This is a genomic window from Virgibacillus ndiopensis, from assembly GCF_900187325.1.
Lineage (GTDB): Bacteria > Bacillota > Bacilli > Bacillales > Amphibacillaceae > Virgibacillus_E > Virgibacillus_E ndiopensis.
Genome location: NZ_FZMZ01000004.1, coordinates 136,990 through 150,674, shown reverse-complemented (window position 1 = coordinate 150,674; position 13,685 = coordinate 136,990). Strand labels below are relative to the sequence as shown.

Below are 13,685 nucleotides of genomic sequence, written 5' to 3'. Positions count from 1 at the left end.
CAAATTACTCCCATCCTTTATAATATTCGGAATTTAATTGACAAACGGATCCATATAAAACGCTCTTTGTTTCTCATATTGTAAAATATTTCCTTCTGCTGCCATCGTCAGGTCGATATCATTATGGCCATTTAAAAATTTATGCCGTATACTGGGAGCGATTGAAAATGATACTGTCCATCCAAATTTATCTTGGATAATTTGATTCTCTAAATCTACATGTAATGAAAAGGCGGGATTATCCCGTTCTCTAGCATATAATTCTTCCATTTGGGTATGATCGAGTTCAATTAATAACAATCCATTCTTTGAGCAGTTCCCTTTAAATATATCCGCGAAAGAGGGGGAAATAATCACTTGAAATCCATAATCATGTAGAGCCCAAACCGCATTTTCTCTCGACGAGCCGCATCCGAAATTTTCTCCACTCAGCAGGATAGTAGCTTGTTTATATGTTTCGTTGTTCAATACAAAGTCTTCATTAGGTTTACCATCTTCATTAAACCGCCAATAATACATTAGATGCTGTCCGTAGCCTGTTCTTTCCGTCCGCTTCAAAAACTCGGTAGGAATAATGATATCGGTATCAATATTGGATTTATTAAGTGGTACAACAGAACCTGTGTACTTACGAAAAGGCTTCATTTCTTTTCACCCCTCCTTTATAATTCCATTCTCTAACATCAGTTAGATGTCCAGTTATTGCTGCTGCAGCTGCCATTGCTGGGCTTACTAGATGTGTTCTTACATCCTTTCCCTGGCGACCTTCAAAGTTACGATTAGAGGTAGAGGCTACTCTGTCTCCTGGTTTAGCGATGTCCGGGTTCATTCCAGGACACATACTACAGCCTGGATTTCGCCATTCAAATCCCGATTCTATAAAAATTTTGTCCAATCCTTCTTGTTCAGCACGTCTTTTAATATGATAGGATCCAGGAACTACTAATGCTGTAACATTGTTTTGAACTTTGTGACCATAGGCAACTTTGGCAGCTAGCCGCAAATCTTCCATTCTAGCATTTGTACAGGACCCTATAAATACCCGGTCAATTTCTATTTCGTTCATATTTAGTAATGGAATTAAATCCATATAAGTTAAAGCTGATTCCGCGGCAGTTCTTTTGGTGGAATCGGTAATACTGTTTGGGGAAGGTATAGATTTATCGATTGATGTAACTTGACCAGGATTGGTTCCCCACGTTACTTGTGGAGCTAAATCGGCTATGTTAATCGTTACTGTTTTATCGTAAACAGCTCCAGGGTCACTATAAAGTTTACGCCAATTTGCAACCGCTTCATCCCACTTTTCACCTTTAGGTACATACTTGCGATTCTTCAAATAGGCAAAGGTAGTTTCGTCTGGAGCAACCATACCTGACCGAGCACCCGCTTCCAGCACCATATTACAAATGGTCATCCGTTCATCCATAGACATGTTTTTAACGGTACTTCCCGTAAATTCAACTACATAACCAACTCCACCAAGAGTACCAATTTTACCAATGATGCTCAAAATAATATCCTTGCTACTAACTCCTTCAGGCATTTGACCTTCGATTTGAATGTTCATTGTTTTTGGTTTAGCTTGTGGAAGGGTTTGAGTAGCCAATACATGCGTGATTTCACTCGAACCAATTCCAAATGCAAAAGCACCAAATGCACCGTGTGTGGAAGTGTGACTATCTCCACAAACAATGGTTTTTCCAGGTGTAGTTAAACCAAGTTCGGGTCCAATTATGTGTACAATGCCGTTATCTGGGTGGTCTAAGTCATAAACGGTGATATCGAATTCATTACAATTGTTGATTAACGTCTCTACTTGTATTTTTGCAAGTAGATCTTTAAATTCTAGGTTTCGGTCAGTGGTTGGAACATTGTGATCAGCCGATGCAAATGTTAAATCTGGCCGTCTAACCTTCCGACCCTGGTCCTTCAGCAAAGTAAATGCTTGTGGCGACGTGACATCATGAATTAAGTGTAAATCAATGAAAAGTAATGGTAGATCAAGGGACGTATCAATTACATGTTTTACCCAAACTTTTTCAAAAAGTGTTTTTGGAGCCATTGCCTGTCTCCTTTCTAAATTTCAGATGTAGAATGAAGATCTGTTATTTTTCCCGCTTTTACTATCTGTCCTGGAATGTCATGTGTTAAGATTGATTGCAAATATTTTGCAGCGTTAATTAACTGATCAAGGTCTGTTCTGATTTCATATCCCATGAATTTCAACATATGAACCAAATCCTCTGTACAAATATTTCCACTTGCTCCTGGAGCGAAAGGGCAGCCGCCTAAACCTCCTAATGAAGCATCGAAGCGGATTACACCAGCACGTATACCTTCCATAACATTTGCTAAACCCATCCCTCTTGTATTGTGAAAGTGAAGAGTTAATGGGAGGTCTGGCCAGTGGTTCAAAATGTTCGTTGACAATTGGTATACTTGTGATGGTGTTGCCATTCCAGTGGTATCAGCCAGGGTAATTCCATTGACACCCAGCTCAAGATATTGATCAATAAGACGTAGCACCTTTTCTTCTGGAATTTCCCCTTCAAAGGGACATCCAAATGATGTACCAAGTGAACCATTAACAAGAATATCTTCCTTGGATAAAAAACGCATAACTTCCTTGTAGCTTTCAAGTGTTTGGTTGGTTGTTTGATGTATATTTTTAAGGTTATGCGTATCACTAACAGAAACTAGAAGATTTATTTCATCTACTGCACAGAGAATAGCACGCTCTGCTCCTTTAAGATTTGGTACTAGGGCAGAGTACGTAACTCCAGGCTTTCGCTTGATTTTTTTCATTACGTCTTCTGCATCTCTCAAATTTGGGATTGCCTTCGGTGAGACGAAGGAAGTTACCTCAATTTTGTCTAATCCTGTATTACTTAATTGGTTAATTAACTCAATTTTTTTATCGGTAGGAATAAATTGCTCCTCATTTTGAAGTCCATCCCTTGTAATAACATCATGAATAAAAATTCGTTTCACATCCAGCACCTACCTTTAAAAATTAAGAACAAGACGCACCCTTCTTGCTAATCTACTAATCTAAATAACTCCTTCCTTTTTCAGTTTAATAATCTTCTCCTCATCGAATGCTAATAACTTTTTGAGAATTTGATTAGTATGTTCACCGAGATTAGGACCTAACCAGCTCGTTCCCCCAGGTGTCTTGCTCATCTTAGGTACAACACCAGGAATTTTTAAAGAATCGTCATTACCAAGGCTGACACTCTGAATCATCTCCCGTGCTATATACTGTGGATCTTTTGCTATATCTTCTATACTGTAGATAGCTCCCGCAGGTACTTTTGCATCGTCAAGTACTTGTACAGCAGTTTCAAGATTTACTGTTTTAGTCCAAGCTTCTATTTTTGAATCTAGAAAGTCTGCGTACTCAGCCCGACCTTTGTTGCTTGAAAACCTGTCATCCTCTGCTAATTCCTGATACCCAATTGCGTACATTAACCTTTTAAAAATGGCATCTCCATTTCCTCCAATAACAATGTACTTCTCATCTTTACATTGATACGTATTAGAAGGGGCAATACCTGGTAAAGAAGATCCTGTCCTTTGGCGAACTACACCGAATTTATCATACTCGGGGAGCAGACTTTCCATTAAACTAAAGACAGCTTCGTATAGTGCAACATCCACTATTTGACCTTCTCCAGTTCCTTTTACATCTCGATGATAAACGGCCATAAGTGCACCGATGACAGAATACATCGCTGCTAAGGAATCCCCAAGACTAATTCCTGCTCGAGTGGGCGCCCGGTCCGGATATCCAGTCAGATGTCTGATTCCACCCATTGACTCTCCAACACTACCAAAGCCTGCTTTATCGCGATATGGTCCTGTTTGACCGTACCCAGATACTCTGACCATAATAATACCTGGGTTTATTTCAGATAATTGTTCATAACCTATGTTCCATTTTTCAAGTGTTCCTGGGCGAAAGTTTTCAATAATAATATCGCATTCTTTTGCAAGCGATTTAATTATTTCTTGACCTTCTTTTTTCTTTAAATCAATGGTGATTGATTTTTTATTCCTCGCCTGGAGTCTCCACCAAAGTGATTGACCTTTGTAAATGTATCTCCAATCTCGGAGCGGGTCACCTTTACCAGGTGGTTCAACCTTAATAACATCTGCACCAAACTCAGCCATTAATCTTCCGGCAAATGGTCCTGCAATAAGACTGCCTAATTCCAAAACCTTCAACCCTTCTAATGTTTGACTCATATAGAATCATCCTTTTGTTTTGATTTAAAAATAGTACCAATCATGTTTATATCATTCTGAATATGCTGTTTCATTTCAGACTCTGCTTGAACTCCATCTCCATTAACAATAGCATCAGCAATTCGCACATGTTCCTCAAAAAAATTATCTCTTCGGGCGTAGTTGCTTAAAATGTTGTTACGCATATACAAATTTTTCGCGTGTATTAAATTCATAAATTGAATTAATTGCGTATTACCTGAAGATTGAATGATTAAATCATGAAACTCCGTATTAAATTTAACTATGTCTCTTTTTTCATCATGCGCTAAAGCCTTATTGGTACGGTTTATTATGTCGAGAAGGGTACCCTGATCAGATTGCGTCATGTTTTGTGCGGCTAATTTTGCTGCAAGTGGTTCTAATCCTTCTTTACAAAGGTAAATGTCAATTACATCGTCAAATGTTGGATCAAAAACGTATATATGTACACCTTTTTGAACCAGTAAGCCATCATGTATCAATAATCTTACGGCTTCACGGACTGGTCCGCGGCTTACTCCTAACATGTCAGCTAAGCCTAATTCGGTTAGACGTTCCCCAGGTGAAAATTCACTTTCTAACAGGTAATTTTGAATATATTTATATGCCTGCACATGCAGTGGTTCTGGTTTAATAATGGGGCTAATGGAAGTCACCTCCTTTACATGAAAACGTTTTCTGATATAGTATATTGTTATCAGTATTTTGTCAACAATGTAAAAATTACATAGTTTCTGATTTATAGTAACCCACGGGACAAAGAATTGTTTCGCGACTAATTTAAGAGAGTTGATCAGAGAATGAATATGAATGATTTACAGCGGATTTCGTTTGAAAACGTTAGTCCTTGGAAAATGTTAGCGTGGTTGTTTATCGCACAAGTATGTGTGGCATTTATAGGGAGGAGCCTAGCACCGCTTGGAGTACTTATAGGTGCGGATTTATCTCTTTCAATGGCGCAAATTGGGATGCTTCCGGCTGCATTATTTTTGGGACAATCGTTTGCTTCCATTCCAGTGGGGTATTTTACGGACTTAATAGGGTCAAGACGGGTATTGTTAATGCTTTCAATTTGTTTAGGACTAAGTTTTTTATTGATGACGTTTACCTCTGCGTTTTTAGTATTACTTTTCTTAATAACTTTAGGTGGAGTTGGTTATGGATCCATGCATCCCGCCTCTAACAGGGGAATTATTTATTGGTTCACCTCTAAAAAGCGCGGAACAGCAATGGGAATTAAACAAATGGGTGTCACGTTTGGATCGGCCCTTTCTGCACTAATGCTACTGCCTCTCGCTAATGAATGGGGATGGAGACCAGTATTGCTTAGTGCGTGTTTATTGTTAATTGTTGTTGGGTTTATAGCCTTTTTATTTTATAAGGATCCCCCGTCTGTAAAAAATACGAAAAGTTTAAAAAGTAATAAACCGACGCACTTACTGCCATCTATTTCAGCTATGTTTAAAAATAAAGCACTGATTCTTGTCAGTATCTGTGCAATGGGTCTGAATGGTGGTCAAATGGCTTTAAACACTTACCTTGTGTTGTACGCTTATGAACGACTGGGAATAAGCTTAGTTTTATCTGGTGTTTTGTTGGTTATTTCAGAAGTTAGCGGATCCCTTGGTCGGATTATTTGGGGAATTATTAGTGATCATTTATTTGATGGAAAACGAATAATTGTTCTAATTATTATTTCGTTCATCTCGTTCTTACTGTCACTGATTGTTGCTTTTTTACCACCTGGTACTTCTTTCTGGACGATGTCGATAGTTACTGTTTTCCTTGGGTATTGTATGTCAGGATTTAATGGTATATGGATGAATACAGCAACAGAACTTGTACCAAGAGAACAATCAGGAATTGCTAGTGGAATCAGTATTACGCTAGGCTCTTTAGGGGTGATTGTTGCTCCGCCTCTTTTTGGTTCTATCGTTGACAAAACAGGAACATTTGTTTTTGGATGGTTATTTCTTGCTATTGTGATGGTACTTGTGATCGCTTTATTGCTTTATACATTGAAAGTTGTGCATACAACAGAACGGAGATACGCCAAACAATAAACGGTTAAAATCGCAATGATTTAACCGTTTTTGTTATTTGTTTTACAAAAATCTAAAGGATAATATAGTTTTCAAATATTATAAAGGGTAGTATTTTAAGAGAACCTTAAATCAAATTATCGGTAGTCAGACAATTTGATGGAATAAATAGAAATTTAATTTGTTAAGGGATGTTGAATAAGTAGTTATTCAGAACTTTGCCATTATAAGGTGAAAGTAGAAGGTCAAATTAGCTATAATATTTCTAAAGGTTAGATAGTGAAGGGAGAATTAATATGGATAATAATTGGGAAGTAGCTATTCATTCCCTTTCCCAAATCACCGTTTCTTCAAATCCAAACAATGAACCTGTAACCATTCATGGTGATGCCGATGGTCTGAAGTGTATTGGTGTGGGGACAGACGCGGCCGTATTTCAATCTATTTACGCTCCAGATTATGCATTTAAACTTTATGCTGAGGATAAGGTTTCCAAAATAAAAACGGAAGCAGAAGTTTATCGTGAACTAGGCGATGCATCTTTCTTTTCAACCTGTTTTGCATCTACTGAGCAATACCTCGTATTAAGTTACGAGGAAGGAACAACGCTTTTTGACTGCATCTTACAAGGTGTGCATATTCCTAAACAGGTGTTAAAGGACGTGGAGGATGCAAGAGAATATATACGTGCAAAGGGATTAAATCCGCGTGATATCCATTTAAAAAATATTTTACTACAAAACGGACGAGCAAAAATTCTTGATGTCTCCGAATATGTTCAACCTGGAAATGATTTTCGCTGGGAGCATTTAAAAAAGGCATATGAAGATTACTATCACATAATTGATGGAAAACCGGTACCGTTTTGGCTAATGGAAACGGTTCGAAAATGGTATAATCAGAGGCAAAAATTATTCTCATCCTTTGATGATTTTATGAAGTTTGTTTTGAAATATACGACGTTTAAAAAATAGTAGATAAGAATTAAAAACGATAATTTTACTGACTGATTGTTAAAATTCCTGCATTTGTTAATCAGCTAATGTTTTAGTATAAATATCTTTTATGGTTATTCATAAAAATAATATATTTTATTTTATGAATCCTACTATAATACAATTATTTAGAGAAGGTAAGTAACAAGCGGATTGGATGTTGAGGTATTAATGAGTAAGCAGTTAATAGATATAGTGAAAAGAGGGATTGGTCAAGTATTTATTTATCATCTAATATTTTGGCTCATTTTTATTTCTATTGTTCCAATTGCTAGTACAACAATTCTGGAAAATTTCTCGACGGAACAACAACTTACAATTGGTTTGTTAGTATTTTCGGTTTATTTATGGGTTACATCTCCGATTCCGACAGGAGCAATTAGTATTCTAATCTTGGCTAGTATGCTAATTCTTAACCTTGTTGATAGTGTTGAAGAAGCGGTCGTAGGCTTTCTTTCTCCTGCACTTTATTTTATTTTCATGCTAACGATTATCAGTCAATCACTTGTGAAAATTGGTGTTGATCGTGCCGTTGCTATAGTATTAGTTAAACTAAGTAAAGGTGGTCCTCATTTTATTATATTTGGACTACCTGTTTTTATATGTCTTCTCCCCATTTTTATGCCCTCTGCATTTGCCCGCTTTAAAATGCTATTACCTATAATCAATAGATTAAACGAGTATTACGGCTATTCGGAGAAAAGTTTATTCAAAAAATATTGTTTGTATGTAATAGGAATGATGAATCAAAAGGCTACAATGATTATCTTCACTGGTGGTGGATTTCCGATCTTAGCATCCCAATTGTTTGATGATTATCAAATAGCTAATCTAGGGTGGATGGAATGGTTTATAAAAGTGGCTCCACCACTTTGGGTCAGTATGTTCATCGTCAATTTATTTGTATGGAGATTTTTAAAATGGATAACTCCTAATGAGAGCACGGCCATTGAAAATACTGTTTCTAACTATGATCAAAAACCTGAAACTTTATCGATTAAGTTTTGGATTGTAACGGGTAGTTTCTTGCTTATGATTCTTACATGGGTATTGTTTGATCACGATCAAATTCCTCTTTTATTACCACCAATGCTCCTTGTTGTATTTTATTCACTACCGAAATTGGGATTAATAGATAACCAGGCAATTCGAAATTTTGATTGGGAAAATTTTTTACTATTGGGTTCCTCCTTTTCCATTGGAATTTTATTAGAATCAAACGGCACAGCAAACGCCTTAGCGAAGGAATTAATAGCGATTTTCCCTCAGGATACATCGACTGTAGTAAAAGTAATTGGAATAGCTTTTTTTATTTTTGTGCTAAGGCTTTTATTTATTGTCCCATCCTCCGCATTAATAGTGATTTTTCCGATTGTAATTTCTTACGCGGAATTAATTGGAATAACGCCGATTGGATTAGCATTTTTAGTAGTTATGATTATAGGTGGGGTAATGATTTTACCAATTCATTCCCCTGTCAGTTACTTTGCATATGAAACTGGTATTTTTAAGAGAAGGGAACAGTATATAATTGGAATTGTTTCTAGTTTTGTGATGATGGTTGTATCTATTTTAGCAACTTTATATTTTTGGTAAAACATAGTCTGATCTTTCTTAATCCTTGATTCATAGGATGTGAGAGTTATTTTTAGGGAGGAAACATAAAAAAAACTTATGGATAATCATAGAAATAATCTATTTTAATTATGGCTTAGTTTATTCTATAATCAGAATTAATCTTAAAATTTGAACATATTAAATTGTTTAAATTTTTTTATTTTATTCTGTAAGCGTATACAAAAATAGGAGGTATTTTTATGAAGTTGATTTTCAGGAAATCTAATCTAACAGTAGGTTTAGCCTTAATGTTACTTGTTTCGATTATTCTTGCTGGATGCTCATCGGAAAGTGCATCTGGTTCATCTGACGGTCCGTTCTACGAAGAGAAATCAATAGAATTGGTAGTTCCATTTGGTACTGGTGGTGGAACGGACACTTTTGCTAGATTTGTGGCGCCATTCTTAAATGAGAGTGTTGAGGGGAATCCTTCCATTCAAACAGTAAATGTTCCCGGTGGTGGTAGTATTAACGGTGCCAATGAGTTTGTTTTTTCTAGAGAACATAATGGACAGTTTGCTTTAGTAACAAGTGCCTCAACTCATGTACCGTACTTCCTTGGGGATCCTGCTGTTAAATATGACTTAAAAGAAATGAAGCCAGTGTTAGGTCTTCCAACAGGTGGAGTCGTCTATGTGAATCCGGAAACTGGGATTGAGAGTCCAAAAGATATTCAAAATCCTAAACAAGATCTGGTTTATGCAGGTATTAGTGCAACGGGATTAGACTTAGTAACATTGTTAGCGTTTGAAGTATTAGAAATGGATGTTGAAGCTGTTTTAGGATATGACGGGCGTGGTCCTTCTCGAGTAGCATTTGAATCAGGCGAATCTAATATTGACTATCAAACGTCCACGGCTTTTTTAACAAATGTTCAACCTTTAGTTGAAGAAGGAAAAGCGAATCCATTATTTGCTTTTGGTCAACTAGATGAAAATGGAGAAGTTATTCGTGATCCGGCTTTCCCTGACTTACCATCTCTAAAAGAATTTTATGTAGAGGCATATGGTGAAGAACCTTCAGGTGAGGCGTGGGAAGCATACAAGGCATTTCTAGGATCCTCATTTACTGTTCAAAAAGTAATATGGTTACACAGTGATGCGCCGAAAGAGGCAGTGACAGCACTAACTGATGGTGCAGAAAAAATAATTGATAGTTCTGAGTTTATGGAAAAAGGTGAAGAAGTGCTAGGCGGTTATACACCTTATGTTGGTGACCAACTAAATAAAGTGGTTAGTAATATGTTAGATACGGATGAAGAGGTATTAAACTGGGTAAAAGATTATCTGGAGAAAGAATATGAGATAACAAGATATCAATAAATGTTAATTATATTCCAATAAAAGTGAAGGATTAAATTCCTTTTTTATTCAATTTAAGGGGGCATATCTACAATGTTTGAAGCAGCTTTTGAAGCATTATCGATTGTACTAGATCCAGGTAGAATTCCATTTATGTTCCTCGGTATTTTTGTAGGTCTTTTAATTGGTCTTCTACCCGGGTTAAGTGGAACAGTAGGAATGGCAATTTTACTTCCATTCGTATATGGTATGGATCCATATACTGGAATGGCAATGTTAATTGGTATGGCAGCTGTTCTCCACACAGGTGATACATTCCCATCTGTTTTAATCGGTATGCCAGGTTCTTCGGGATCGCAAGCCACTATAATGGATGGTTATCCACTTGCAAGACAAGGTCAGGCTGGTCGAGCATTAGGAGCAGCTTTCTTTTCTTCCATGATCGGGGGAGTTTTTGGGGGGATTGTACTTTTTATTTCTATACCTTTAGCCAGGCCAATAGTGTTAGCGTTTGGATCCCCTGAGCTATTTATGCTGTCTATATTGGGATTAAGCATGGTTGGTATTTTATCTGGAAATACGCCTATTAGAGGTGTACTAGTAGGAATGATTGGCCTAATGCTGGGATCCATTGGCGGGGCACCAGCAGTTGCGGAATATCGTTATACGTTTGAATGGCTATACCTTTTTAATGGACTTCCATTAGCTGTTGTTGCTTTAGGACTATTTGCATTTCCAGAAATGATTGAGTTGTTAGCTAAAAAACAAAGTATCTCAAAGACTGCTGAATTAAAAGGTGGTTGGGTACATGGAATAAAAGATACTATTACACATAAATGGTTAGTTTTAAAAGGGGCAAGTATTGGAGCCTTAATTGGTTTTATCCCTGGACTTGGAGGAAGTGTAGTTGATTGGATAGCATATGGAATTACCAAACAAACATCGAAGGATAATGAAAATTTTGGTAAGGGTGATATTAGAGGTGTTATTGGACCTGAGGGGGCTAATAATGCAAAAGAAGGTGGAGCTCTTATTCCTACCTTGTTGTTTAGTATACCGGGCAGTGGTACAACCGCAATATTACTTGGGGGACTTTCCTTGCTTGGATTACAGGCTGGACCAAGAATGGTTAATGAAGACGTATCCATTACATTGTCTATCGTTTGGACATTAGTATTTGCAAATATATTTGGTGCTGCAGCATGTATTTTGTTAAGTAAATACATTGCTCGATTAAGCTTAATTCCTGCGACATCATTAGTTCCATTTTTACTAGTGATTTTAACAGTTGCTTCTTATCAAAGTTCTAGACATTTTGGAGACTTGTTATTGTTTATTGGTATAGGTTTACTTGGATTGGTAATGAAGCGATTAGATTGGCCAAGGGCACCTTTACTCATTGGTTTTGTATTATCACAAGCCACTGAAAGGTATTTGTGGATTTCTATGGAAAGGTTTGGATTTTCATGGTTATTACATCCTGGAGTAATAGTACTTGCGGTAATAATTGTAGCTCTATTAGCAGGTGGTTATATTATGAAACGTTCTACAGAGAAGGCGAATCCTGCATAGATAATGTCCTAAAATGCCTAATAGGAGTGAGTTTAATGTCAAAAGAGATAAAATCAATTTTGTTTACAACTTTTCTATTCATTGTATTCTGTCTAATGGCTTTTGAGGCTAATACGTTTGCAGATAAAGCTAAGTTTTTTCCTTTCTTTGTTGCAATAGGTGCAGCATTTCTAGCATTCGTATCAATTGTTTTGCAAACAATTGAGATTGTAAGAAGTAATAAGGAAAACTCAATTGATGATGTGGGGGAAATTAAAAAAGTTTTAAAATATGTTCTTTGGGCTGTTGGATATATTGCGTTGATTTATTTTATAGGTTTTATGTTGGCTACTATTGTATTTTTATTAGTATTTTTATTGATTGAATCTAAATTCCGTATTATAACAACAGTTTTGTCTACTGCTTTAGTAGTAGTAGGACTTATGTTATTTGGAAATGTACTAAATCTATATTGGCCAACAGGTCTTTTAGGAATTTCTATCTTTAGTTAAAGAGGAGAAAGCATATGACAATAACTGAAAAATTAGCTAATTATTTTGTCCAGTTAGATTATGATTCCTTGCCTGATAACGTAGTTCATGAAGCGAAAATGTGTTTATTGGATTCATTAGGTTGTATTTTATCCGGTGCACAAACACAGGAAATAAAAAAATTATCTAAAGAATTAAGTCTATCAACGGAGGATCAACAAGCATCCATAATAGGTATAAACAATAAAAGTTCACTATTATACGCTTCTATTTTAAATGGATCAATGGCACATGCTATTGAAATGGATGATGTTCATAAAGAAGCAAAATCACATGCAGGTGCAGTTGTAGTTCCAACCGTCCTTACTTATGGTGATATATTGAAAAGTTCTGGTAAAGACATCCTTACCTCGATTGTAGTTGGATATGAAACAATGCTAAGAATTGGAAAAGGAATAAATGCTACAAAGCACAGGATGCAAGGATGGCATGCGACTAGTACGTGTGGAACTTTTGGTGCTGCATCAAGTGTTGCAAAGCTTTCTAAATTTGATGAAAATCAAATGGTAAATGCTCTAGGCATAGCTGGAACACAGTCATCAGGTTTATGGGCATTTACAGCAAACGGAGCTAATACTAAAATGTTTCACGCTGGTTCTGCCTCTGCAAGTGGTGTATTAGCCACAATTCTAGTGAATGGTGGATTAACAGGTTCAAATCAAATCATTGAGGCAGAAGATGGTGGTTTTTATAAAAGTAGTTCTGAGGAATATTCTTTCGATGCAATTATAGAAAATCTAGAAGATGATTTCTTAATAGGAAATATTACGAGAAAGCCTTTCTCTTGCTGTAGAAGTATGCATCCATCGATTCAAGCAGCGTTAAAAATAAGAGAATCAGGCATAAACCTTGAGGAAATTAAGTCAATTAAGGTTAGGACCTATGAAGTGGCTAAGGTTCAATGTGGATATACTCATACCCCACAAAATTCAATGGATGCAAAATTTAGTATTCCATATGGTGTTGCAGTTACCTTAATTGACGGGCAAGCACTTATGAATCAATTTAGCCCTGACAGGATTAAAGATGAGGAAACAATCCGTTTAGCTCAAAAGGTGGAAATTATAGTTGATGAAAAGTTTGAGAATGCTTATCCAAAGAATTGGGGATGCTCATTAGAAATTGAAACAACAAATGGAATTTATTCCGAACTCATTCCGGATGCTAAAGGGGATCCGACAAACCCACTGACACAAAAGGAATTGGAAGAAAAGTTCTTATTCCTTTCAAAAGACTTAATTGGGGAATCTAGTGTACGGGAAATAATCAAAATGGTTCAAAATCTAGAAAGTTTAAATGATATCTCGGATTTGGTAGCCATTTGCCAGCCAAATGTTTCTATTAAAAGTTGCTAAA

12 protein-coding genes are annotated in these 13,685 nt (G+C 36.5%); 7 read left to right on the top strand and 5 right to left on the bottom strand.

Translation table 11 applies throughout. The annotated features are described in order from the left end of the window. Nucleotides 1-33 precede the first annotated feature (33 nt). Genes leuD through CS937_RS02915 form a run of 5 tightly spaced genes read right to left on the bottom strand, consistent with a single transcriptional unit; the run spans nucleotide 34 to nucleotide 4,886 of the window. A complete protein-coding gene (gene leuD, locus CS937_RS02935) occupies nucleotides 34-645 on the bottom strand; it encodes a 3-isopropylmalate dehydratase small subunit (protein ID WP_099156991.1) in 612 nt (203 codons plus the stop codon). Then, nucleotides 629-2,065: a 3-isopropylmalate dehydratase large subunit gene (gene leuC / locus CS937_RS02930; protein ID WP_099156990.1), complete on the bottom strand. Its 1,437-nt coding sequence runs from the start codon at nucleotides 2,063-2,065 to the stop codon at nucleotides 629-631. Before leuC ends, leuD begins: the two co-directional genes overlap by 17 nt. A gap of 14 nt (nucleotides 2,066-2,079) precedes the next feature. Then, nucleotides 2,080-2,994: a hydroxymethylglutaryl-CoA lyase gene (locus CS937_RS02925; RefSeq protein WP_099157762.1), complete on the bottom strand. Its 915-nt coding sequence runs from the start codon at nucleotides 2,992-2,994 to the stop codon at nucleotides 2,080-2,082. Nucleotides 2,995-3,054: 60 nt separating this feature from the next. Further along, nucleotides 3,055-4,251 (bottom strand): CaiB/BaiF CoA transferase family protein, encoded by a 1,197-nt coding sequence (locus CS937_RS02920; protein ID WP_099156989.1) that lies wholly within the window; start codon nucleotides 4,249-4,251, stop codon nucleotides 3,055-3,057. Next, a complete protein-coding gene (locus CS937_RS02915; RefSeq protein ID WP_141554320.1) occupies nucleotides 4,248-4,886 on the bottom strand; it encodes a GntR family transcriptional regulator in 639 nt (212 codons plus the stop codon). Before CS937_RS02915 ends, CS937_RS02920 begins: the two co-directional genes overlap by 4 nt. 186 nt (nucleotides 4,887-5,072) lie before the next feature. Between CS937_RS02915 and CS937_RS02910 the strand changes: the two genes are divergently transcribed. The 7 genes from CS937_RS02910 (at nucleotide 5,073) to CS937_RS02880 (ending at nucleotide 13,684) form a co-directional block, all read left to right on the top strand. Then, complete coding sequence (locus CS937_RS02910) at nucleotides 5,073-6,335, top strand: MFS transporter (RefSeq protein ID WP_245835677.1); 1,263 nt, start codon at nucleotides 5,073-5,075, stop codon at nucleotides 6,333-6,335. A gap of 275 nt (nucleotides 6,336-6,610) precedes the next feature. After that, nucleotides 6,611-7,288, top strand: a complete 678-nt coding sequence (locus tag CS937_RS02905; protein ID WP_099156987.1) for a serine/threonine protein kinase — start codon at nucleotides 6,611-6,613, stop codon at nucleotides 7,286-7,288. Between the two features lie 192 nt (nucleotides 7,289-7,480). Beyond that, a complete protein-coding gene (locus tag CS937_RS02900; protein WP_141554319.1) occupies nucleotides 7,481-8,905 on the top strand; it encodes an SLC13 family permease in 1,425 nt (474 codons plus the stop codon). 221 nt (nucleotides 8,906-9,126) lie between these two features. Further along, nucleotides 9,127-10,248 carry a Bug family tripartite tricarboxylate transporter substrate binding protein gene (locus tag CS937_RS02895; protein ID WP_099156985.1) on the top strand — a complete coding sequence of 374 codons (1,122 nt, stop codon included), beginning with the start codon at nucleotides 9,127-9,129 and terminating at the stop codon, nucleotides 10,246-10,248. 72 nt (nucleotides 10,249-10,320) lie between these two features. Further along, nucleotides 10,321-11,799 (top strand): tripartite tricarboxylate transporter permease, encoded by a 1,479-nt coding sequence (locus tag CS937_RS02890; protein WP_099156984.1) that lies wholly within the window; start codon nucleotides 10,321-10,323, stop codon nucleotides 11,797-11,799. Between the two features lie 35 nt (nucleotides 11,800-11,834). Continuing rightward, nucleotides 11,835-12,290, top strand: coding sequence for a tripartite tricarboxylate transporter TctB family protein (locus tag CS937_RS02885; RefSeq protein WP_176555724.1), 456 nt, complete (start codon nucleotides 11,835-11,837; stop codon nucleotides 12,288-12,290). Nucleotides 12,291-12,304: 14 nt separating this feature from the next. Then, nucleotides 12,305-13,684, top strand: a complete 1,380-nt coding sequence (locus CS937_RS02880) for an MmgE/PrpD family protein (RefSeq protein ID WP_099156982.1) — start codon at nucleotides 12,305-12,307, stop codon at nucleotides 13,682-13,684. Nucleotide 13,685 lies beyond the last annotated feature (1 nt).